25 protein-coding genes and 1 pseudogene are annotated in these 20822 nt (G+C 69.0%); 9 read left to right on the top strand and 17 right to left on the bottom strand.

Going from position 1 to position 20822, the window contains the following annotated elements; genetic code table 11:
* The first annotated feature begins 60 nt into the window (after positions 1–60).
* The gene (locus AB4Z09_RS03335; RefSeq protein ID WP_174912577.1) at positions 61–930 is read left to right on the top strand and encodes a 1,4-dihydroxy-2-naphthoate polyprenyltransferase; all 870 of its coding nucleotides are present in this window, start codon (positions 61–63) and stop codon (positions 928–930) included.
* 11 nt (positions 931–941) lie between these two features.
* Here the strand turns inward: AB4Z09_RS03335 and AB4Z09_RS03330 are convergent, their stop codons facing one another.
* From AB4Z09_RS03330 to AB4Z09_RS03320, 3 genes are read right to left on the bottom strand one after another with little or no spacing between them, the layout of a single operon-like run.
* Complete coding sequence (locus AB4Z09_RS03330; protein ID WP_174912579.1) at positions 942–1301, bottom strand: VOC family protein; 360 nt, start codon at positions 1299–1301, stop codon at positions 942–944.
* Between the two features lies 1 nt (position 1302).
* A complete protein-coding gene (locus tag AB4Z09_RS03325; RefSeq protein ID WP_174912581.1) occupies positions 1303–1683 on the bottom strand; it encodes a phage holin family protein in 381 nt (126 codons plus the stop codon).
* Positions 1684–1735: 52 nt separating this feature from the next.
* Positions 1736–2089, bottom strand: a complete 354-nt coding sequence (locus tag AB4Z09_RS03320) for an inorganic pyrophosphatase (RefSeq protein WP_114718728.1) — start codon at positions 2087–2089, stop codon at positions 1736–1738.
* A gap of 70 nt (positions 2090–2159) precedes the next feature.
* Between AB4Z09_RS03320 and AB4Z09_RS03315 the strand changes: the two genes are divergently transcribed.
* Entirely contained in the window at positions 2160–2489 is a 330-nt protein-coding gene (locus tag AB4Z09_RS03315; RefSeq protein WP_174912583.1) for a succinate dehydrogenase, read from the top strand.
* Here the strand turns inward: AB4Z09_RS03315 and AB4Z09_RS03310 are convergent.
* The 3 genes and pseudogenes from AB4Z09_RS03310 to AB4Z09_RS03300 form a co-directional block, all read right to left on the bottom strand.
* Positions 2468–3217: a lysophospholipid acyltransferase family protein gene (locus AB4Z09_RS03310; protein WP_174912584.1), complete on the bottom strand. Its 750-nt coding sequence runs from the start codon at positions 3215–3217 to the stop codon at positions 2468–2470. The genes AB4Z09_RS03315 and AB4Z09_RS03310 overlap by 22 nt on opposite strands.
* A gap of 132 nt (positions 3218–3349) precedes the next feature.
* Positions 3350–3517 (bottom strand): annotated as a pseudogene (locus tag AB4Z09_RS03305) (LLM class flavin-dependent oxidoreductase); the annotation flags it as partial.
* A gap of 176 nt (positions 3518–3693) precedes the next feature.
* A complete protein-coding gene (locus AB4Z09_RS03300) occupies positions 3694–4533 on the bottom strand; it encodes an SDR family NAD(P)-dependent oxidoreductase (protein WP_114718726.1) in 840 nt (279 codons plus the stop codon).
* Positions 4534–4759: 226 nt separating this feature from the next.
* Between AB4Z09_RS03300 and AB4Z09_RS03295 the strand changes: the two genes are divergently transcribed.
* Positions 4760–5059 carry a hypothetical protein gene (locus AB4Z09_RS03295; RefSeq protein WP_114718725.1) on the top strand — a complete coding sequence of 100 codons (300 nt, stop codon included), beginning with the start codon at positions 4760–4762 and terminating at the stop codon, positions 5057–5059.
* A gap of 3 nt (positions 5060–5062) precedes the next feature.
* Positions 5063–5611 carry a GNAT family N-acetyltransferase gene (locus AB4Z09_RS03290; protein WP_174912586.1) on the top strand — a complete coding sequence of 183 codons (549 nt, stop codon included), beginning with the start codon at positions 5063–5065 and terminating at the stop codon, positions 5609–5611.
* Here the strand turns inward: AB4Z09_RS03290 and AB4Z09_RS03285 are convergent.
* Complete coding sequence (locus tag AB4Z09_RS03285) at positions 5580–6671, bottom strand: PLP-dependent cysteine synthase family protein (protein ID WP_174912588.1); 1092 nt, start codon at positions 6669–6671, stop codon at positions 5580–5582. The genes AB4Z09_RS03290 and AB4Z09_RS03285 overlap by 32 nt on opposite strands.
* Positions 6668–7024: a DUF4229 domain-containing protein gene (locus tag AB4Z09_RS03280; RefSeq protein WP_114718722.1), complete on the bottom strand. Its 357-nt coding sequence runs from the start codon at positions 7022–7024 to the stop codon at positions 6668–6670. Before AB4Z09_RS03280 ends, AB4Z09_RS03285 begins: the two co-directional genes overlap by 4 nt.
* Before the next feature lie 548 nt (positions 7025–7572).
* Here AB4Z09_RS03280 and AB4Z09_RS03275 point away from each other — a divergent pair.
* Positions 7573–7785, top strand: a complete 213-nt coding sequence (locus AB4Z09_RS03275; protein WP_114718721.1) for a BldC family transcriptional regulator — start codon at positions 7573–7575, stop codon at positions 7783–7785.
* Between the two features lie 69 nt (positions 7786–7854).
* Complete coding sequence (locus AB4Z09_RS03270) at positions 7855–8091, top strand: hypothetical protein (RefSeq protein ID WP_174912591.1); 237 nt, start codon at positions 7855–7857, stop codon at positions 8089–8091.
* Positions 8092–8329: 238 nt separating this feature from the next.
* Here AB4Z09_RS03270 and ccsB read toward each other — a convergent pair whose 3' ends face one another.
* Genes ccsB through hemL form a run of 6 tightly spaced genes read right to left on the bottom strand, consistent with a single transcriptional unit; the run spans position 8330 to position 14531 of the window.
* A complete protein-coding gene (gene ccsB, locus AB4Z09_RS03265; RefSeq protein ID WP_114718719.1) occupies positions 8330–9298 on the bottom strand; it encodes a c-type cytochrome biogenesis protein CcsB in 969 nt (322 codons plus the stop codon).
* Positions 9295–11040 carry a cytochrome c biogenesis protein ResB gene (gene resB / locus AB4Z09_RS03260; protein ID WP_174912594.1) on the bottom strand — a complete coding sequence of 582 codons (1746 nt, stop codon included), beginning with the start codon at positions 11038–11040 and terminating at the stop codon, positions 9295–9297. The genes ccsB and resB overlap by 4 nt, the downstream gene beginning before the upstream one ends.
* Positions 11037–11864: a cytochrome c biogenesis CcdA family protein gene (locus AB4Z09_RS03255; protein WP_114718717.1), complete on the bottom strand. Its 828-nt coding sequence runs from the start codon at positions 11862–11864 to the stop codon at positions 11037–11039. The genes resB and AB4Z09_RS03255 overlap by 4 nt, the downstream gene beginning before the upstream one ends.
* Positions 11861–12475: a TlpA disulfide reductase family protein gene (locus AB4Z09_RS03250; RefSeq protein ID WP_174912597.1), complete on the bottom strand. Its 615-nt coding sequence runs from the start codon at positions 12473–12475 to the stop codon at positions 11861–11863. The genes AB4Z09_RS03255 and AB4Z09_RS03250 overlap by 4 nt, the downstream gene beginning before the upstream one ends.
* Positions 12472–13152, bottom strand: coding sequence for a histidine phosphatase family protein (locus tag AB4Z09_RS03245; RefSeq protein WP_442239162.1), 681 nt, complete (start codon positions 13150–13152; stop codon positions 12472–12474). The genes AB4Z09_RS03250 and AB4Z09_RS03245 overlap by 4 nt, the downstream gene beginning before the upstream one ends.
* 56 nt (positions 13153–13208) lie before the next feature.
* On the bottom strand, positions 13209–14531 hold the full coding sequence (gene hemL, locus AB4Z09_RS03240; RefSeq protein WP_174912600.1) for a glutamate-1-semialdehyde 2,1-aminomutase: 1323 nt from the start codon (positions 14529–14531) through the stop codon (positions 13209–13211).
* Between the two features lie 159 nt (positions 14532–14690).
* Here hemL and AB4Z09_RS03235 point away from each other — a divergent pair, with 159 nt between their 5' ends.
* Positions 14691–16619 carry an acyl-CoA dehydrogenase family protein gene (locus tag AB4Z09_RS03235; protein WP_174912603.1) on the top strand — a complete coding sequence of 643 codons (1929 nt, stop codon included), beginning with the start codon at positions 14691–14693 and terminating at the stop codon, positions 16617–16619.
* Here AB4Z09_RS03235 and AB4Z09_RS03230 read toward each other — a convergent pair.
* Positions 16613–17419 (bottom strand): putative protein N(5)-glutamine methyltransferase, encoded by an 807-nt coding sequence (locus AB4Z09_RS03230; RefSeq protein WP_114718713.1) that lies wholly within the window; start codon positions 17417–17419, stop codon positions 16613–16615. The genes AB4Z09_RS03235 and AB4Z09_RS03230 overlap by 7 nt on opposite strands.
* 189 nt (positions 17420–17608) lie before the next feature.
* On the opposite strand from AB4Z09_RS03230, the gene AB4Z09_RS03225 reads away from it, so the two are divergent.
* The gene (locus AB4Z09_RS03225; protein WP_442239161.1) at positions 17609–18121 is read left to right on the top strand and encodes an SRPBCC family protein; all 513 of its coding nucleotides are present in this window, start codon (positions 17609–17611) and stop codon (positions 18119–18121) included.
* Positions 18122–18155: 34 nt separating this feature from the next.
* Here AB4Z09_RS03225 and AB4Z09_RS03220 read toward each other — a convergent pair whose 3' ends face one another.
* Both AB4Z09_RS03220 and AB4Z09_RS03215 read right to left on the bottom strand, forming a co-directional pair.
* A complete protein-coding gene (locus AB4Z09_RS03220; protein ID WP_441346783.1) occupies positions 18156–19304 on the bottom strand; it encodes a PQQ-dependent sugar dehydrogenase in 1149 nt (382 codons plus the stop codon).
* 9 nt (positions 19305–19313) lie between these two features.
* Positions 19314–19712: a nitroreductase family deazaflavin-dependent oxidoreductase gene (locus AB4Z09_RS03215; protein ID WP_114718710.1), complete on the bottom strand. Its 399-nt coding sequence runs from the start codon at positions 19710–19712 to the stop codon at positions 19314–19316.
* A gap of 107 nt (positions 19713–19819) precedes the next feature.
* Here AB4Z09_RS03215 and AB4Z09_RS03210 point away from each other — a divergent pair, with 107 nt between their 5' ends.
* Positions 19820–20809, top strand: a complete 990-nt coding sequence (locus AB4Z09_RS03210; RefSeq protein WP_174912613.1) for a LolA family protein — start codon at positions 19820–19822, stop codon at positions 20807–20809.
* Positions 20810–20822: the final 13 nt, after the last annotated feature.

The raw sequence follows: 20822 nt of genomic DNA, 5'->3' as shown, positions 1-20822 counted from the left end.
GCCTATGGGAGTACCCGACCGTGCGGCCACCCGATTCGACGAGGGTGAAAGGATCGGCGCATGGCTTCTGTGTCCCAGTGGATCGAGGGCGCCCGACCGCGCACCCTGCCCAATGCGATCGCTCCGGTGTTCGCCGGTACCGGCGCGGCGGCGTCCCTCGACGGCGCGGTGTGGTGGAAGGCGCTGCTGGCGCTGGTGGTCTCGCTGGCGTTGATCGTCGGCGTCAACTTCGCGAACGACTACTCGGACGGCATCCGCGGCACCGACGACGAGCGGGTGGGCCCGCTGCGCCTCGTCGGGTCCGGGCTGGCCTCGCCCGGTGCGGTCAAGGGCGCCGCGATGGGCTGTTTCGCGGTGGCCGCGGTCGCGGGCATCGCCCTCGCCCTGGTCTCGGCGTGGTGGCTGATCCTGATCGGCGCAGTCTGCATCCTGGGCGCCTGGTTCTACACGGGCGGCAAGAAGCCCTACGGCTACAGCGGTTTCGGCGAGATCGCGGTGTTCGTGTTCTTCGGTCTGGTCGCGGTGCTCGGCACCGAGTTCGTACAGGCCGAGCGTGTCGACTGGGCGGGTCTGCTGGCCGCGATCGCGGTCGGCTCGTACTCGAGCGCGGTGTTGGTGGCGAACAACCTGCGCGACATCCCGACCGACACCGAATCCGGGAAGATCACCCTCGCAGTGAAATTGGGGGACGCCCGCACCCGCACCCTGCACCTGGCGCTGCTGGTGGCGCCGTTCGTGGTGACCCTCGCGCTCGTCGCGCGCACGCCGTGGGCGCTCGTCGGTCTGATCGCGCTTCCGCTCGCGATCAAGGCCAACGCGCCCGTGCGGACCGGTGGCCGGGGACCCGCACTGATCCCGGCCCTCGCGGTCACCGGCATGTCGATGCTGGTGTGGGCCACGGCCACCGGACTCGCACTCGGTCTCGGCTGAGCCGTACGCAGCTAGTCGGTCGCGGTACGGTGCCCGAGAACGTTGACGACCTTCCCGTCCGGATCACGGACGAAGAACCGTCGGACACCCCACTCCTCGTCCTGCAGCGGATGGACGATGGTCGCGCCGCGCGCGACCATCGCCTCGTACACCGCGTCCACATCGTCCACCTCGACGCTCATGTCGGGGTGGACCGGCGCCGTCGCGTCGTCGCCCATCAGCGTCACCTGGGCGGTGGGATTCGACGGTGACGCCATCGTCATCACCCACCCTTGATTCATCACCTCGGCGAAGCCCAGCGCGGCATAGAAGTCGCGGCTGTCGTCGAGCGATTTCGCGTGGATGTCGGGAACGACCCGGCGGATCGTCATGTCACTTCTTGTCCGGAACCAGTGCGCTGAGCAAGAAGTTCACGAGCGAGATGATCAGCGCACCCCACACCGCCGTCCAGAAGCCGTCGACGCTCAGGCCCCACTCGGTCTGCGAACTGATCCACGACGTGAGCATCAGCATCAGCGCGTTGATCACGAGAGTGAACAGGCCGAGGGTGAGGATCAGCAGCGGCAGCGACAGCAACTGCACGATCGGCTTGACGAACGCGTTCACGACCGTGAACAGCAGCGCGATCCCGAGGATGATCAGCACGTCGTTTCCGGTGCCCTCGCCCGAGTCGGCGATCGTGATGCCGTCGACCCATTGCGAGGCCAGCCAGATGGCGACCGCGTTGATCACCAGGCGTATCAGAAATGTCATGTCCACATGCTGGCACGAACCGGACCGCCGGACGTAACGGGCGAATGCGCGCTCATGCGCGACGGATGACGGCGGCGTTGAGGCGCAGACGCTCTTGCAGGAAGTGCTCGACGAGTTCGATCTCGTCGTCCGAACAGTCCAACAGCAGTTTCACCTCGACGTCCCGCTTCGTCAGATCCGCGGTGAGAGCGACACCCACCAGTCCGGCGCCGGCGGCCGAGCCGCGAAACACGTCGACGCCCTCGGCGTCACCACCGCCGGTGTCCTCGAGGAACCCGTAGTCGACGGGATAGACCACCTCGGGGAACCGCGGGTGCGCACTGCCTCGGGGACGGTCGATCCGCAGCGTGGCCCGGCGGATCAGCTCGTCGAGGGCCGCGAGGAACGAGGCCATGTTCGTGTCCATGACGCCAGCCTGCCACGCAAAAACCCGGAGAACGACGGCATTCCGCGCATTGCCGCACTAGCATCTGCGCATGCCCGTGTGCCGAGTCAATTGGTGGACGGCCCTCGGCGCGGGGATCTTGCTCGCCGTGGTCGGCATCGCCGCCGGCCGGTTCCCGCTCGGTGTCGACGCCTCCGTGGCGGCCGGTCGTCAATACGGCGCCAACCAGGCCGTGATGTACATGCAGTTCAATCCGGTCGACCCGACGGACGAGCAGTTGCACCAGTGGTGCAGGCAGGGCGCGGAACTGTCCGCGGGCATGCAGGTCTGGTACGACGGCGGCGTCATCCAGGTCGGCGAACTCGACCGGACGCGTTTCGCGGAAGGCTGTTTCGAGAGCTACCGCGACGGAGTCCGCTGACCGTCGACGGTGTCGAACGCCCCGTCCACCGCGGCCTGCATGTCGGCGGCCACCACCCGGGTGATGTCCATGGGTGTCGTCGGGAGGTCGAGAACCGGGGACGAGATGTAGACATCGGCCACGCCGCCGGGACGGTAGCGGATGCCGAGRCTCAGCAGCGCCGGAGCGGAGCCGAGCTTGCGCGCCTTCACCGCGATGTGCCCGATGCCGCTGTTGATCTTCTGGACGCGGCTGGGGTCGACGTCGTTGCAGGTCCCCTCGGGGAAGATCGCGAGCACGTCGCCGCGGTGCAGTCGCTGTGCCGAGATCTCCATCATCCGGCGGCCCGCATCCGCGACCGCCCGCATCCCGTGGTCCTTGCCACGGAACACCGGAATCGACCCCATCATGTCGATCTTCCGGCGCAGCTTCGGATCCACGAACAGTTCGTCCTTCGCGAGCACGCGGGTCCGCCCGATCGCGCGGCGCAGCGGCGACTGCCACGCGGTCGCGGCGAGCGTGTACTGGTCCCGGTCCGTCACGTGATTGGCTGCGACGATCAGTCGCGTGCCGCTGCCGAGCAACTCCTGCAACTGCCGACGGGCACCGTCCGCGTAGCGGGTCCGCGGCCGGAAGCGTGCGCTGAGCGCAGCGTAGGCGGCATTCGCGACGAGCCGATTCTGCTGATGATCCAGATAGAAGCGGTAGACGTCCTCGTAGTTCTCGAGCGTCACGTCGGGCCGGGTCATGTGCGAGCCTCTCGATCGGATGCCCCCACCCGATCCCACGGTACACAACCTACGGGACCGTAGGTTTGCGCCCATGATCGGGATGCTGAGCCCCGGCGCCGGAGGCGGCGAGCAGTAGGCGTCGTCGAACGACAGGCTCGGCGTGGACACCGACGCCGGGCCGCCCGCCCACAACGTGCGGCACGCGGCGAGCGTGTCGTCGAGCAACGGTCCCCGGTCGGCGAAGTCCAGTCCGGCCGCCTCGTACTCCCTTTCCTGCCAACCGGTCCCGACCCCGAGATCGAGACGCCCACCCGAGATCAGGTCGAGCGTCGCGGCGGTCCTCGCCAGGACCGCGTCGCCGCGCAGGGCCGCGCAGGGCCGCGATCACGATCCCGGTGCCCAGACGCACCCGCTCGGTCTTGCGTTGGGGACGTCGAGACCGAGGGTGGGCTTGTCGACAGACACGATGAACCTTCCGGAGAATGAAAGGCAGGTCACGGGTTGCGCGGACGGTTGGTCCAGCCGCCCTCGGGCTTCGGGAACCAGCCGCCGGCCGCGAACGTGCCGCCGTCGACGTGCACGGTGGTGCCCGTCGTGTAGCGGCCCAGATCGGACGCCAGGAACAACGCGGCGCCGGCGACGTCGTCCGGCTGACCGGGGCCGCCCAGCGGCGCCCATGTCGGCCACTTCGCCCACTCCTCCTCCGACAGCCACTCGGTGTACGGGACCTGCACGGACTCGATCAGGTCGGGTGCGATCACGTTGACCCGGACACCGGACCGTCCGACCTCGACGGCCAGGCTGCGGCTGAACTGCGTGACGGCTGCCTTGTACGCCGCGTACACGGAATGCCCGGGGATGGCCCGATGCGCCTCGACGGTCGTGAGGCTGATGATCGAGCCGCCCCGGCCGCGCTCGGCCATGCCCGGCAGCACCGCATGGGTGAGCCGCAGGACGTGGTCGAGGTTGATCCCGCCGATCTCCGACCAGAACGCCGGCTCGGTCTCCGCGAAGGGACGCGGCGGACGCAGGAAGTGGCCGGCATTGTTCACCAGGACGTCGGGCGCGAACTCGACGATCTCGCCGGGGACCGTGGCGTCCAGGACGTCGTACTCGAGGACGTCGATCGCACCGCCCGCCGCGGTGTCGAACTCCAGCGCGCGAGCGGCATCGGCGTCGATGTCGACCACCAGGACGTGCGCGCCGTGGGCCGCGAAGGACCGCGCGATCGCGCCGCCGATCCCGTGGGAGCCGCCCGTGACGATCGCGCGCTTACCCGGGAGCAGTGCTCCGGGGCTGAACGCCGGGCGGGTGGGTGCAGGCTGTGACGACACGGTTCCTCCTAGGTCTGCGGATCGGACCCCTGGCCCGATGTCACATGCGTTCGGTCGGACTGAACGCATGTGACATTCAGCCATGATCCGTCGCTCGTCGATGGAGGCGCAGACGTTTTCCCGGTTAACGAGAAACGGCACGCGTGAGGGTTCTCATGTCCGCACGCGCGAGCCTGTCGGTAGCCTCGAATCGACTGACACACACTCGGAACGGGAGAACTCCACGATGCTGAACAAGACCGCCACCTCCGCTCTCGCCGCAGCCGGACTGGTCGGCGGATACGCCGTCGCGCGGCAGACCGGGAACCGTCAGCTGGGCGGCGCCGTGCTGGCCGCGGTCGGTGGCGTGTGCACCTACAACTGGGCCAAGAGCTCCGGTGCGGGCCGCGCCGCGGCGCTGCTGGGCACCTACGTCGGCGCATTCGGTGGCTCGCACCCGCTCGCCAAGAAGATCGGCGCGTGGCCGTCCGTCGGTGTCGTCGCCGCCGGCACCGCGATCGCGTCGCAGGTCGTCTCCAAGGGCTGAGCGATGATCCGCCTCGCCGAGCCCGCCGACCTGCCGCATCTCCCGGAGATCGACGTCGCGGCGGGCTCGGCGTTCCGCGACGTGGGGATGGACGCGATCGCCGACGACGATCCGCCCCCGCTCGCACTGTTCGAGACGCACTTCGCCGAGGGCCGCCTCTGGGTGTGGGCGGAGCACGCGCAGCGGCCGGTGGCGTTCTGCCTCGTCGACGTCGTCGACGGCAACGCGCACATCGAGCAGATCTCGGTGCACCCGAGCCACGCCCGGCGCGCCATCGGCGCGGCCCTGATCGATCACCTCGACGAGTGGGCGCGCGACCGCGGGCTTCCCGAGCTGACGCTCACCACGTTCGTCGACGTGCCGTGGAACGGCCCGTACTACCGGCGCCTCGGATTCACGGCGATCGCGGACGACGACCTGGGACCGGGCCTGCGTGCCGTCCTCGACGCGGAGTCCGAACGCGGCCTGGACCGTTGGCCCCGGATCGCCATGACCCGGCACGTGCCGATCGACCCGGGACCTACGACGCCGTCCAGCGCCCGGTCTTCGTGAACTCGTCGAGCACCGCCGCGGGACCGGTGAGGTCGATCCCCTCGGATGCGACCCAGGCGTCGTCGAAGTACGTGCCGGAGTAGCGTTCGCCGCCGTCGCACAGCAGCGTCACGACGCTGCCGCTGCGGCCGGCCGCGAGCATCTCGCCCACGAGGCCGAACGCACCACACAGGTTGGTTCCGGTGGAACCGCCCACCTTGCGGCCCAGCGTGTCGCTCGCGTGCCGCATCGCCGCGATGGAGCCGGCGTCGGGCACCTTGACCATGCGGTCGACGACCTGACCGATGAACGACGGTTCCACCCGCGGCCGCCCGATGCCCTCGATCCGGGAGCCCCGCTCCCCCGTGACAGTCGGATCGCCCGCCCGCCACGCGTCGAAGAACACCGAGTGTTCCGGGTCGACGACACACAGGCCGGTGTCGAGCTTGCGGTACCGCAGGAACCGGCCGATGGTCGCGCCCGTGCCGCCGGTGCCGGCGCCCACCACGATCCACTCGGGGATCGGATGATCCTCCTGCTGCAGCTGCGTGAAGATCGACTCGGCGATGTTGTTGTTGCCCCGCCAGTCGGTCGCACGCTCGGCGTGCGTGAACTGGTCCATGTAGTGCCCGCCGGTCTCGGCGGCCAGACGGTGCGACTCGTCGTAGATGCGCGACGGATCGGTGACGAAATGGCAGCGGCCGCCCTGCGCCTCGATCAGTGCGATCTTGGCGGGGCTGGTGCTCGCGGGCATCACGGCGACGAAGTCGAGGCCCAGCAGGTTCGCGAAGTACGCCTCGCTGACGGCCGTCGAGCCGGACGACGCCTCGATCACCGTGGTGTTCTCGGTGACCCAGCCGTTGCAGATCGAGTACAGGAACAGTGAGCGCGCCAGCCGATGCTTGAGGCTGCCGGTGATGTGCGTGGACTCGTCCTTGAGATACAGCTGCACGTTCCACGACGGCGGCAGCGGATAACGCAGCAGGTGGGTGTCGGCACTGCGCTGGGCGTCGGCCTCGATGAGGCGGACCGCATTGTCGACCCAGGCGCGGGAACCGCGACGGTCGAGGACGGTCGTCACTGCTTGCGGTCCTCGCCCCGCAGCTTCGCATGCAGGTCGGCCTTGTCGGCCCGGCGGCGCGCGTCGACCGAGGCGATGTCCTCGTTGACCCGCTTGCGCAGCTTCGAGAACAACACCAGCGACAACGGCAGCGCGATCAGGACGGCGAACAGCGCGGCCACGATCCACGGAACCTCGACGCCGATCAGCTTCCCGCCGAGGAGGATGACCGCCAGGAGGATCACGACCAGGCCGAGCCGGGCCACCGAGTAGAGGACGACGTCGCGGACAAGGTGACCCGTCGTCACGGTGGGGGCGGCGTCGGCGCCCTGTTCACTGGCCTTCTCGGGACGATTCTGCGCTGCATCACTCACGGTGCCAGCCTACCTATCGCCTGGTGGCGCGATTCCCCGGGAACGCCCTCGGAACCTGTCAGAACACCAGCGGGACGACACCGGGACCGAGGTTGTCGGTGGCACACTACTGGAACGCCCAGTAGACGCCGTCGAAGATGTTCGTTCCGACGTTGGGGCCGATGGCGTCGGCGAGCATGCATGCCCCCTCCTGACCCGGACCAGGCCACGGCCGACGGGGGTGTGGGACTGATTGGCGGTCAACCACCCGGGCACCTCGGCGTTCCGCCCCCGTAATCGGCTTCTGTCGGCCTCGGTGCGTCTGAGCAGACAGGCCCCACCCTAGGGGCCGTCCGCCCCCTTCGTACCGGGATTGCCGATTCCTGTGCACACCCCACAACACCCCAGCCCGAGTAGTCCGATTTGTCCATTACCTCCCCTTTACCAACTTTAGATCGTTCGAGTACCTGGGGGGTGTGGTGCCACGATGTCGGAGCCGGTAGACAAACGAACCGGTCCCGAATCCCCCGGCCGACCCCGACGGGTAGGCCCCGACAGTTGGAGGATCGATGAGCGCACCCACCTACAACGGCGCCAAGGAAGCCCTGCTGACCCCGGGCCAGGTCGCCGCACTGTTCCACGTCGACCCCAAGACCGTCACGCGTTGGGCGCACGCCGGCCGGCTCGGATCTCTGCGCACCCCCGGCGGACACCGGAGGTTCCGAGAGGCCGAGGTGCTGGCGCTCCTGACGTCGCTGACGACCGAGGCCCATCACTCGTAGAACGCACCGTCCGGCAGGTAGATACCCGGACGACCCGGACGCGGCTACCCTCGTAGCAGGAGGTGCACCGTGATCTACCTATTGGCGTTCATCGGCCTGATAACGCTCGCAGTCCTGTTCTGGAAGGCGTTCGGTCCGACCGCCACCACCGCCGCTCGAGATGGCGGCAGACCGGTTGGCAGGTCGGGCAGAGCAGTGGGACCTGACGACGACCCCGAGTTCCTGTGGCGGGTGGAGCGTGAGAACCACCGCCGACAGTCGGACCACCGTCCGGGCACAGACTCGCCCACCGACCCGGACAACTGACCGGGCCGGGCCCCGGCTGAAACCTGCTCGAGTCGCTCCGGAGCCCCGCCAAGGCCCCTCCGGAGCCCCGCCAAGGCCCCTCCGGAGCCCTCAGAGTCAGCGACCCGGTCCCCGGGAACCTGGGTTCCCCGGGAACGCAGAACGTCCGTCCCGGTGGGACGCAGAACCGAAAACGGTCGCCGTGCAGTGCACGGCGACCGTTTCGCGTTGCTGGGTCGAGCTTCCGGGTCGGGCCAGGTCAGGTCAGGCCGGCGTACGAGTGCAGGCCCGACACCACCATGTTGATGATGAAGAGGTTGAACAGCATCGCCACGAAACCGGCGACGTTGATCCAGGCTGCCTTGGTGTCCCGCCAGCCCGACGTCGCACGCGCGTGCAGGTACGCCGCGTAGATGACCCAGGCGATGAACGAGACCGTCTCCTTGGGGTCCCAGCCCCAGAACCGGCCCCATGCCGCCTCGGCCCAGATCGCACCCAGAATGATGCCGGCGCCGAACAGCGGGAAGGCGACGATCGTGGTCTTGTACGCGAGACGGTCGAGGGTCTCGGCGTCGGGCAGGCGCTGCGCGATCTTGCCGAATACGCCGTTCCCTTCCTCACCGCCGGGGAACTTCATGCGGTACAGGAACAGGATGCTGGCGATGCCGGAGACCATGAAGATGCCGCTGCCGACGCTGATGATCGTCACGTGGATCGGCAGCCAGAACGAGCGCAGCGCGGGAACGACCGGGGCCGCGTCGGCGTAGAGCACGGTCGCCGCGAGGAACATCAGGATCAGCACGGGCACCAGCAGGAACACCCACAGGTCCGCGGTCTTGCGCAAAGCCACGATGCCCGCGATGACCGCGGCGGCACACGCCATCGAGACGAATTCGTACATGTTGCCGAGCGGGAACCGCTCGGTGGCGAACCCGCGCAGCACGATCGACGCGAGGTGCAGCACGACGCCGACGACCAGCAGGGCGTAACCCATGCCCCCGAGCTTCTCCGACCAGGTCTTGCCGGACTGTTCGACGACGCGTCCGGGCACCTGCTCGCCCGCCGCGACGGTGCCGCCGCCGGCCGCCACGAGTTCGCGTTCCTGGACCACGCGGGCCCGCATCGAGGCGTAGCGCGCGATCAGCAGCACCGTCGCCAGGACGTAGATCGCAAACGCCGACTCGAACGACCAGTCGCTGTAGCGAGCGAGTGTCTCGTTGATCGTCATGAATTCATCTCCTGCGCGTCGCGCGCTCGTGTTGTCCGCGATGACGTGGCGTCACCCAGCAGTCGGGTGGTGAGCCGATCGAACTCGTCGCCCCATCCGGCCTGATCGGTCCGGGCAAGTCCGCCGAGCTCTACTACGGTACGTCGTTCACCCTCGCTCAATGTAGCCGACACGATGTCGGCATCCTTGGCGGGGACCGCTCCCGGGCCGGTCGCCGGGTAGATCCGGACCCAGATACGGCGCCGCCTGATCACCAGCGAGGTCAGCAGGCCGCCCATCATGACCAGCGCCGACACCAGCACCCACTGCTGCGCCGGGTCGTGCGAGACCTGCAGGTTCACGAAGTCGACCGCGCCGTCGAAGCGCACCTGCGTCCCGTCGGCGAGGGTCTTGCTCTCGCCGGGGAACAGGTTGACCCGTTCCTGCTTGACGAGCCGGCCCTGGTTGATCAACTCCTTGTTGAGCGAGAACAGGCTCTGCGGGAGGCCGGTGTCGAGGCCCGTGTCGCCCTTGTAGATGTCGATCGCGACGGCCGGGTCGTTCATCGCCGGGTAACTCGACGACAGCAGGTTGCCGTGGAACAGTGCGGTCGGCGCGAACAGGCCCTCGATCGCGATCTGGTTCTTCCGCCGATCGTCCTCGTTCGGGTACATGCCGCCGGGCGGGTCGAAGCGCATCGCACCACTCGACAGGAACGTCGTCGCGTCGTCCGGGCGCCACTGCAGCGTCTCGGTGCGGGTCTCCCCGTTGGGGAACGTCACGGTGAACGTGGGCGCGTAGCCGTGGCCCTGCAGGTACACACGGTCGCCGGCGATACGCAGCGGGTGGTTGACCTTGAGCTGACCGTCCTGCCACGTGTTCGACGTCAGATCGTCGCCCGCCTGGTACGAGATGTTCGACGTGAACATCTCGGCCTGACCGTTCTCGAGATAGTCGGCGGTGAAGTCCTTGACCTTGAGACACAGGGGCGTCAATCCCGTGCCGTCGACCTGTGCTCCTACCCGGAACGAGTCGAAGGCCGCGGGCGAGATCGTGCAGAAACTCTCGTCCCCTGTCGCCACCAGGATCCGATTTCCCTCGTAGTAGTACAGCTTGCCGACGGCGATCGAGATCAGCAGCGCGACGAGCGACAGGTGGAAGACGAGGTTGCCGGCCTCTCGGAGGAAGCCCTTCTCCGCGGACAACGTGATCTCGTCGGGGTGGTTGGCACGCGGACCCCCGACCCGTTGGATGACACGCCAGCCACGCAGCTGCTTGCGGACCCGCTCGGCGACGGCCTCGGGATCCTCGTCGACCGCCTCGATGTGGTGGTGCGGCAGCCGCGCGAGGTTGCGCGGCGCCGCGACGGGCTGCGCACGCAGCGCCTTCGCGTACTCGACACAACGCGGCACGATGCAGCCGACCAGCGAGATGAACAGCAACGCGTAGATCGCGGTGAACCAGAAACTGCCGAACACGTCGAACAGTTCGAGCTTGTCCATGATGGGCCCGAGCGTGGGCCGGGACGCGATGTACTCGTCGACCTTGCCCTCGTTGAGGCTGCGCTGCGGCAGCAAGGCTCCCGGGATCGCGGCGAGCGCGAGCAGGAACAACAGGACCAGCGCGGTCCGCATCGACGTCAGGCCGCGCCACGTGTTGCGGCCCAGCGCGACGATGCGGCCGGGCACGGACTGCCGGGGCGGGCGGGGTGTAGGAGCGTCGGCGGGCGTACCGCCGGCGTTCACTGTGTCTCGAACCGTCATATCGGCAGGGTCACCTCCGAGATAAATGCGTCACGGACCCAGCCGACGAACTGGTCCCACGCGCCGGTGACCAGTGCGAGGCCGACAGCCACCAACATGATTCCACCGATGATCTGAATAGTCCGGGTGTGCTCGCGCAGCCAGCCGACGCCGCGCAGTGCGCGGGCCGAGCCGAGCGCGACGATCACGAACGGTAGTCCGAGCCCCAGGCAGTACGCGACGATCAGCGCCACACCACGGACCGCGGTCGCCCCCTCGGTGCCGGAGGCGACCGAGATGACCCCGGCCAGCGTCGGGCCGAGGCAGGGCGTCCAGCCGAGCGCGAAGACCGCACCGAGCAGCGGAGCCCCCGCGAGGCTCGAGATGCGACGCGGGGCCATCCGAGTGTCCCGCTGCAGCGCCGGGACCAGGCCGATGAACACCAGGCCCATCGCGATGGTCACGACGCCGCCGACGCGCTGGAGCACCTGGCGGTTGAGTGCGAGCGCCTCGATCGCGCCGAACACCGACACCGTGGCCAGCACGAACACGACCGTGAATCCGGCGACGAACAGCCCGGCAGCGCCCGCGACCCGCAGACGCCCGTCCCGCAGCGTCTTCGTGCGGGTGCTCGCCTCGGAGGCCGAGACGGCGGGCGCGTCGGCCCCGACCACACCGGCCAGGTACGACAGGTAGCCGGGGACGAGCGGGACCACACACGGCGACGCGAACGACACCAGACCCGCGAGCAGGCACGCGCCGAGTGCGAGCAGCAGGGGGCCGGTCGCAGCCGCCGATTGGAAGCTCTCGCCGACGCTCGCGAGGACGACCGTGTCGGCCGTCATCCCTGGTCCTGCGGTTCCTGGGCGACCCGTTCGACCACCGGCTGCAGGTCCTCGACCAGCAGTTCCTTGAGGAAGACGGCGGCGACCCGGTGCTGACGGTCCAGCACGATGGTCGTCGGGACGACGCTGGTCGGGTAGTTCTTGCCGAGGGTGAACAGCGTGCGCATCTCGGGGTCGTAGATGGACGGGTAGCCCACGTTGTTGTTGACCACGAAGTCCTGCGCCTTGTCCTTGGTGTAGTCGCGCACGTTGATGCCGAGGAACTGGACGCCCTGGTCCTTGGTGTTCTCGTAGACCTTCTCGAGGTCGTCGGCCTCACCGCGGCACGGACCGCACCACTGGCCCCACACGTTGAGCACCACGACCTGCCCCTCGTAGTCGGACAACGAGGTGGTCTTGCCGTCGACCATCAGGTCCGGACCCGAGACGTTGCCGGCCTTGCCGCGTTCGGACGGGGTGTCGTAGAACAGCTCGGTCTGGCCGCCCGGCGAGACGAACACGAACGTGCCGCCCTGCGCGACGGCGTCGTCACCGGTGGCGCAGCCGGACAGTGCGGCGACGACGACCAGCGAACATGCCGCGGCCGCCAACCGCAGGGACGGAAACCTCATGCGCCTGTCACCCTCGGATCCGACGCGCCGGCCGGCTCGGAGTAGACGATGTCGACGAGGGTGTCGCCCTCGTAGACCAGCGACGTCAACGACGCCAGACCGCACTGACGGTGCCGGGGGTCGTGCCACAGCCGCTCGCCCTGCAGGAAGCGGCGCAGCGTCCACACCGGCAACTGGTGGCTGACGCACACGGCCTCGTGACCGACCGCGGCGACGCGGGCGGTGTTGACGGCCGCGAGCATGCGGTGCGCGATCTGCAGGTACGGCTCGCCCCACGACGGTGTGAACKGGTCGCGCAGCTTCCACCAGTGCCGGGGGCGGCGCAGCGCGCCGTCACCGACGGCCACCTTGAGGCCCTCGAAGTCGTTGGCCGCCTCGATGAGATTGGCATCGGTCGCGATCTGCAGGCCGTGCTTCTCCGCGATCGGACCGGCCGTCTCCTGCGCGCGCTGCAGCGGCGACGCGACGACGTGCGTGATGTCGTGGTCGGCGAGCGCCGACGCGACGGCGCGGGCCTGCGACTCACCGTTCTCCGACAGCCGGAAGTTCGGCAGGCGCCCGTAGAGGATGCCGCTGGGGTTGTGCACCTCACCGTGTCGCAGCACGTGGACGATGGTCCGGGTGTCGGAGTGGTCGGCGGCGATGGAGTTGTCAGCGCCGGTCGGGGCGTCGGTCACGGTGGTGGTCCCTGCGTTCGGTGGTCAGGCGGTGCTTCTGCGGTTCTGTTCTGCGGTCAGTGTCGGGCTGCGGCGGCGGCCCTGGCCGCGTGCGGTGCGGCGTCGGCGATCTTCGAGAAGGCGTCGTCGTCGAGCGCAGACGACACGAACCACGCCTCGAACGCGCTCGGCGGCGCGTAGATGCCGCGCGAGAGCAGGGCGTGGAAGAAGTCGGGGAACCGCCACGTGGCGCTGGCCTTGGCCTCGGCGTAGTTGGTGACGGGGTTCTCGCTGAAGAAGACGCTCACGAGCGTGCCCGCGTACTGGACGCGGTGCGCGACACCCTCCGCGGTGAGCGCGTCGCCCAGCAGCGTGCCCAGCGTCTGCGCGTTGCGCTCGAGCGCGGCGTACACGGCGTCGTCGGCGGCCTGCAGGTTCGCCAGGCCCGCCGCGACGGCAACGGGGTTACCGGAGAGCGTGCCGGCCTGGTAGACGGGGCCGGTCGGCGCGAGCTTGCTCATGACGTCGGCGCGGCCGCCGAACGCGGCGGCGGGCAGGCCACCGCTCATGACCTTGCCGAACGTGTAGAGGTCGCCGGCGACCCCCTCGAGGCCGAACCAACCGGAGCGGCTGACGCGAAAGCCCGTCATGACCTCGTCCATGATCAGCAGCGCGCCGTGCTCGGTGGTGAGCGCGCGCAGGCCCTCGTTGAAGCCGGGCAGCGGCGCGACGGCGCCCATGTTGCCGGCGGCGGCCTCGGTGATGACGCACGCGATCTCTCCGGGGTTCGCGGCGAACGCGGACCGGACGGCCTCGAGGTCGTTGTACGGCACCACGATGGTGTCCTCGGCCTGCGCGCCGGTAACACCGGGCGAGGTGGGCAGGCCGAACGTGGCCAGACCCGAGCCGGCGTCGGCGAGCAGCGCGTCGACGTGACCGTGGTAGCAGCCGGAGAACTTGATGATCTTGGAACGGCCGGTGAAGCCGCGGGCCAGACGCACCGCGCTCATCGTGGCCTCGGTGCCGGAGTTGACCAGGCGCACCCGCTCGACGGGCGCGACGCGGGAGACGATCTCCTCCGCGAGGGCGATCTCGCCCTCGGTGGGCGCACCGAACGACAGCCCGGTGGTGGCGGCCTTCCGCACGGCCTCGACGACGGCGGGGTGCGCGTGGCCGAGGATCATCGGGCCCCACGAACACACCAGGTCGACGTAGTTGTTGCCGTCCACGTCGGTGAGCGTGCAACCCTTCGCCTCGGCGATGAAGCGGGGGGCGCCGCCGACGGAGCCGAACGCGCGGACCGGGGAGTTGACCCCGCCGGGGATGACCAGGCTCGCCCGCTCGAAGAGCTGAGCGGAACGGGTATCGCGAAGGTCGGGTCCTGTGGAGGCAGCAGTCACGGATTCCAGTGTCCCAGTTCTGTCGAATTTGCCAACGACAGGGTGTAGGAGGTGGCCGGAATCACATCACCTCGGCGTGTCCATCCTTGCAGGTCCGGAGCAGGTCCGGCACACCGGAGTTCCCCGGCAGGACTCCGCGCACCGCATTACCGTCGGATCATGGCGACCACGGCGGAGTTTCTACGGGCAACCCTCGACGGACGGTGGGCGGAGGTGCGCGAGAAGGCCCGCGTCGACCTCTCCTCCGACGAGTTCCGGCCGCACTACACCCCCGACCTGGACCTGGCCCGCGCGAAGACGCTCGAGCAGTTGCGGGTGCTGGCGTCGGGCGGCTTCGTCGATCGCGGGTTCGGCGTCGAGGTCGGTGCCGGCTCCGATCCCGGCGCGGCGGTGACCGCGATCGAGATGCTCGCGATGTCGGACCTGTCGCTGATGGTGAAGGCGGGCGTGCAGTGGGGCCTGTTCGGCGGTGCGATCGAGAACCTCGGCACCGACCGCCACCACGCCGAATACCTGCGGCCGATGATCGACCTCGAACTCCTCGGCTGCTTCGCGATGACGGAGACCGGCCACGGCAGCGACGTGCAGGAACTCGAGACCACCGCGACATACGACCCGGCGTCCGACGAGTTCGTCGTCCACTCCCCCACCCCGTCGGCGCGCAAGGACTACATCGGCGGCGCCGCACAGCACGCCCGGATGGCCGCGGTGTTCGCGCAGTTGGTGGTCGGCGACCGGTCGCACGGCGTGCACTGCCTGCTGGTGCCGATCCGCGACGCCGACGGCAACGATCTGCCCGGCGTCACGACGTCAGACTGCGGTTACAAGGGTGGACTGCCCGGAGTCGACAACGGCCGCATCGTGTTCGACCACGTGCGTGTGCCGCGGACGAACCTGTTGAACCGGTACGGCTCGGTGGACGCCGACGGCGTGTACTCGTCGCCGATCGAGAACAAGAACCGCCGCTTCTTCACCATGCTCGGAACGCTGGTGCGCGGACGCGTCACCGTCGGCGGGTCCGCGGCCGCCGCCGCCCGCGTCGCGCTGACGATCGCCACCCGATACGCGCTGCAGCGCAGACAGTTCAGCGCGCCCAGCGGGGACGAGGGCACCCCGGATCCCGAGGTGCTGATCATGGACTACCTGGTCCACCAGCAGCGCCTGCTGCCCCACATCGCCCGCGCGTACGCGCTGGGCTTCGCGCAGAACGAACTCGTCACCACGATGCACGACATCCAGACCTCCGACGAGATCGATCCCAGCGGACAACGCGAACTCGAGTCCCGCGCCGCCGGACTCAAGGCCGCCAACACGTGGCACGCGACGCGCGCGATCCAGGAGTGCCGTGAGGCGTGCGGCGGCGCCGGCTATCTCGCCGAGAACCGGCTCACGGCGCTCAAGGCCGACACCGACGTGTTCACCACGTTCGAGGGCGACAACACCGTGCTGACTCAGTTGGTCGCGAAGGAGCTGCTCACCAAGTACGCCGACGAGGTCCGCGGCATGAGTCCTGTCGAGTGGATGGCGTTCGCCGCCAACGCCTTCGGTGACGCGGTCCGCACCCGCACCGCGGCGCAGCAGATCATCCAGACCATCCTCGACACCCGGCAGGACAACGAGGAGGACGGCAGCCTGTTCAACCGCGGCACCCAGCTGACGATGTTCGAGGACCGCGAGGAGTACCTTCTCTCCACCGCCGCCCGCCGCCTGCAGGGAGCACGCAAGCGCGAGGACGATCCGTTCGACGCCTTCAATTTCGTGCAGGACCACGTCCTGCACGCCGCCCGCGCGCACATCGACCGGGTGGTACTCGAGGCGTTCATCGCGGGCATCGACGCGTGCGAGGACGAGACGGCCCGGGACCTGCTCAGCGACCTCTGCGACCTGTACGCGCTCACCGTGATCGATGAGGACAAGGCGTGGTTCATGGAACACCGCCACCTGTCCGTCGAGCGCGCCAAGGCCGTGCGGCGCGGCATCAACGAGCGCTGCCGCACGCTGCGCCCCCACGCCGCGACCCTCGTCGAGGGTCTCGGTGTGCCGGACGCGCTCGCGGGTGCTGCGATGCTGGACGGCGGACGTCAGTAAGTCCCCGGCCACGCGCCCACCACCGCGGTGGCGTCGAGTTCGTCGGAGTGGACGATCCGCGCGAGTAGTCCTGCGCGCGTGAAGATGTCGACCGTCGTGGGCGCCTGGCGGACACTGGTCTCGACCAGCAGACGACTGCCGGGGCGCAGCCATCGCGGCGCCTCGGCGGCCACCGCCCGCTGGAAGTCGAGGCCGTCGGGGCCGCCGTCGAGGGCCGCGCGCGGTTCGTGGTCGCGGGCCTCGGGCGGCATCAGCGCGATGGCTCCGCTCGGCACGTACGGGACGTTCGCGACCACGACGTCGACGAGTCCGAGCAGGGTGTCGGGCAGGGCGTCGAACAGGTCGCCCTCGTACACGTGCCCGCCGATCGGTTCGACGTTGCGCCGCGCGCACCGGACCGCGGCAGGGTCGACGTCGGCGGCATGCAGTTCGATGCCCGGGGCTTCACCGGCGAGGGCGACACCCAACGCACCGGACCCGCAGCACAGATCGACCACGACATCGTCCGGCCGCAGGAGGGTGGCGGCCTGCCGGACGAGCAGCTCGCTGCGCCGTCGCGGCACGAACACACCGGCGCCGACTTCTATTCGCACACCGCAGAACTCGGCCCAGCCGAGGACATGTTCGAGGGGTAGCCCCGCGACCCGGCGCTCGACCATCGCCGACAGCCTGTCGGGGGTGGAGGCCGCGGCGATCAGCAGGTGCGCCTCGTCCTCCGCGAAGACGCAGCCGGCGGCGCGCAGAGTGGTGACGATCGACGGAAATGCGAAGGGTGAGCCGGAATTCTCGGGAGATCGCACGACGAGCCTTTCGGGATACCGAAGGGGCTCTCGCGGCCGGCTGGGCGGACTAGTCCGCGCGACCCCGAAGCGGGAGCACCCTGCCTGCAAGAGCGGTAATGGGTCTCACCTCCTCGGTCTGCATTCCCAATCGATCACGAACACCGCGACACTACCGCGGATCGGCGCGGTAGTCCCTAGGATTATCCGATGCCGAAATGGTTCGAGTTGTCTGCGTGCGACGAGGCCTTTCTGGAGACGGCACCGTTCGTACGGCGCTTCTCGGTCCCGCTGCCGGTCTCCGCGGAAACGGCGTGGGCCGAACTGACCCGCGACAACACCCTCTCCTGGTGCACGTTCATCGCGGGGTCTCGCTTTCTCACCCCACGCCCTTTCGGGGCGGGTACCCGGCGCGAACTGTCGATGCGTCCGTCCGCGGTGAAGGCCACCGAGGAGTACTTCCGCTGGGAGGAAGTCCCGGGCCTCCGGTACCGGAACACCTTCTACGTCAGCGGGTTCACCGTGCCGGGCATTCGCCGTTTCGCCGAGGACACCCTCGTCGAACCGCGCGCGTCGGGGTCGCGACTCACCTGGACGTTCGCGATCGAGCCGGGCCCCGCGCTGCGTGTGCCGCTGCGACTCGGCGCGCCGGCGGTCACCGCCGGACTGCGCCGCGTCGTGGCCGAGACCGAGACGCATCTCGGACGTATCGCCTCCGGCTGACCAACGAACGCCGACACGGCTCGCGCGACAGACCTCATTCCACGGACGGCGTCACGCGGAGGACCGCGTCGCCGGAGCCGTTGTCGGTGGTGATCAGCAGGCTGCCGTCGGGCATCGACGTCGCCGATCGCAGCCGTCCGTACCGACCGGCCAACGCCGTCGACGTATCGATGACGCCGGTGCCGTCAGCGGACAGTTTCAGCAACACCAACTTCTCGCCTTGCTGGCTCGTGACAGCCAGCGCGCCGTCCCAGTCACCCCACCCGGCACCCGACACGAAGGTCCCTCCCGGTGTCGCGATGGTGGGGGCGCCCGAACTCCACACAGCCGCCACGGCACCCGGTACGCGGACGGGATCGGTCATCGGAACGCTCTCGTCGTAGATGTCCGATCGCCGGTCGGGGCGGTAACCGTAGTTGTTCCCGGCGGCGAGCAGGTTCACCTCGTCGTCCCGACTCGTGCCCTGCTCGATGTCGTAGATCCTGCCGCTGCCCGGCCGCAGCGCCAATCCCTGCACATTGCGGTGCCCGAGGGTGAACACCGGGCTGTTCGGATCCGGATTGCCGACGGCGGGCGAGCCGTCACGATCAACGTGCAACACTTTGCCGCCCAACGAATTCCGATCCTGCGACACTGTCGGCCGCGCGGAGTCACCGGTCCCGATGTACAGCGTGCCGTCGGGATGCGCGAGGATGCGGCAACCACCGTGGCGTCCGTTGTCGCCCACCGGCATCCCGGTCACGACGTCGCCGGTGCGGGTCATCATGGTCCACCCCGGATCGACCGTCCACGACACGACGCGGATGTCGTTGTTCTCGCCGCCGCGGTGTCCCTGGCACGTGTAGAGCGTGCGATTGGCCGCGAAGTCCCGGTCGAGCGCGATGCCCATCAGCCCGGTCTCGCCTCGGGCGTACAGATCGGAAAGATCCGCGGTCACCTCTCCGACGCTGTCGTCGGACCGTTTCACGACGAATCGGCCGGCGCGCTCACCGGTGAGCACCGCGCCGTCGGGCGCAACGACCACATCCCACGGATTGGCGAGGTCCTCCATCACGGTGGTGACGGCGAGATCAGGAAACGGCGCGGCAGGTTCTTCGGGTCGCGCGCATGCCGTCGGCACGGCGCCCAGTCCGATGACCGCCGCCACCAGGACGGCTCCCGATCCCGAGAGCGGTTTACGCACGCGTGCCCGCTAGCCCGCGGTCGTGAGCGCGAACACCGGATGGTCGACGGGATCGGGCAGTTTCTCCCAGTAGCCCTGCACCGTCTTGCCCGCCTTCACGCGGTAGGCCGCGATGATGGGTTCCCGGTCGCCGACGGGGACCTCGGTGGCGGTGAAGTGCGCGGTATGACCGCGTCGGCTCACGTCCACCTCCGGGGTGGCGCGGAGATTGCGCACCCACTCCGATTCGCCGCGGGTGGAGACCAGGTACCGCACCCCGTCGACGTCGACGGGGACGACGGGAACCGAGCGGGGTTCGTGACTGCGCCGGCCGGTGACGGTGATCTTCTCGGTGCCGCTGACGCCGGTCGCGAGGGCGATACGGTTGAACACCTCGCGGACCAGCAGCGGCGGTTTCAGGTATGCCATAACCGAAGTATGAGCGCCCCGGGCGCTCATGTCACCGACAAAGATGCCACGGTGCGGGCCGACCTCGCGGGTAGCTTCGAACGAACGGGACATTTCGAGGGGGATCGATGACGGCGTGGGTGCAGGTTCTGGTGACGATGGCCGACGGACCCAGCGCGCCGATCCGGGGCGTGATCCGGAAGATGCCCGACGCACCCGAGCGGGTCAGGATCTTCACAGCCGGCGACCGCATGCCGATGATCGTCGGGGTCGGCGGCGGCGATGTGCGAATCTGGCGCGACCGCTCCAAGGTCCGAGTCGAGACCCTCGACGGACAGCCCCTGTTCATCACCGACGGCACCACTGTCTGGCAGTTCGAGCAACCCGGCGAGCCGCCACTGGAGGGCAGTGCCGGACGCGTCCGCTACCTCGGCACGGGCAGCGACCTGCTGTTCAGCCGGCCTGCGCAGGATTGGGTGGGCAGCGACTACACCCGACCCGCTGGGCCCATCGGCACCACCGAGTTTCTCGGAAGACGCTGCTGGACAGTTGATCTGGCTCCGGGACGGTACAAGGAGGGGTTGCTGAGAATGGTCGTCGACGCCGAGACCGGCGCGGTGCTCGCGCAGGGCAACGACGCCGTCGGCTCGAACGTGTCGTACGTCGAACTCTCCGTCGGCGAACCCGTCGATCCGGACCTCTTCACGTGGTCCGGCCCCGTGTGCACTTTCGAGGATCGACAGCGCGAGTACGCGGCGGAGCGCGAGGCCGAGCGTTCGAGCCGGACGGAGTGGTTCCGCAACAACGTGACCGACCGACCGTTGACCGCCCGCGTGCTCGTCGACCTGAGTGTCGTGGAGACGCACGCAGTGGACCCGGAGACCGGGGCATTCGAGGCATCCCTCGACGGCGGGCTCGCGACCGGAATACTGGCGCGACGACCCCGTTCGGATCAGCCGTGGAACCTCCGCTGGCAGGGCACCATTCATCGCTGGTCGACCGACAAGTTCGACTGGGCCGTAGTCCTGCACCGGGCTGAACTCGACCCCGACGCCCTCACAGCGTTGCAGGCCACGCTGCATCCCGGCGAAACCGCGATCAACGACACCACCTACTGAACTACCGCGGCAA

It is taken from the genome of Rhodococcus sp. TAF43 (genome assembly GCF_052113525.1).
In the GTDB taxonomy this organism is placed as follows: domain Bacteria; phylum Actinomycetota; class Actinomycetes; order Mycobacteriales; family Mycobacteriaceae; genus Prescottella.
This window is presented reverse-complemented; position numbering and strand designations above follow the sequence as displayed.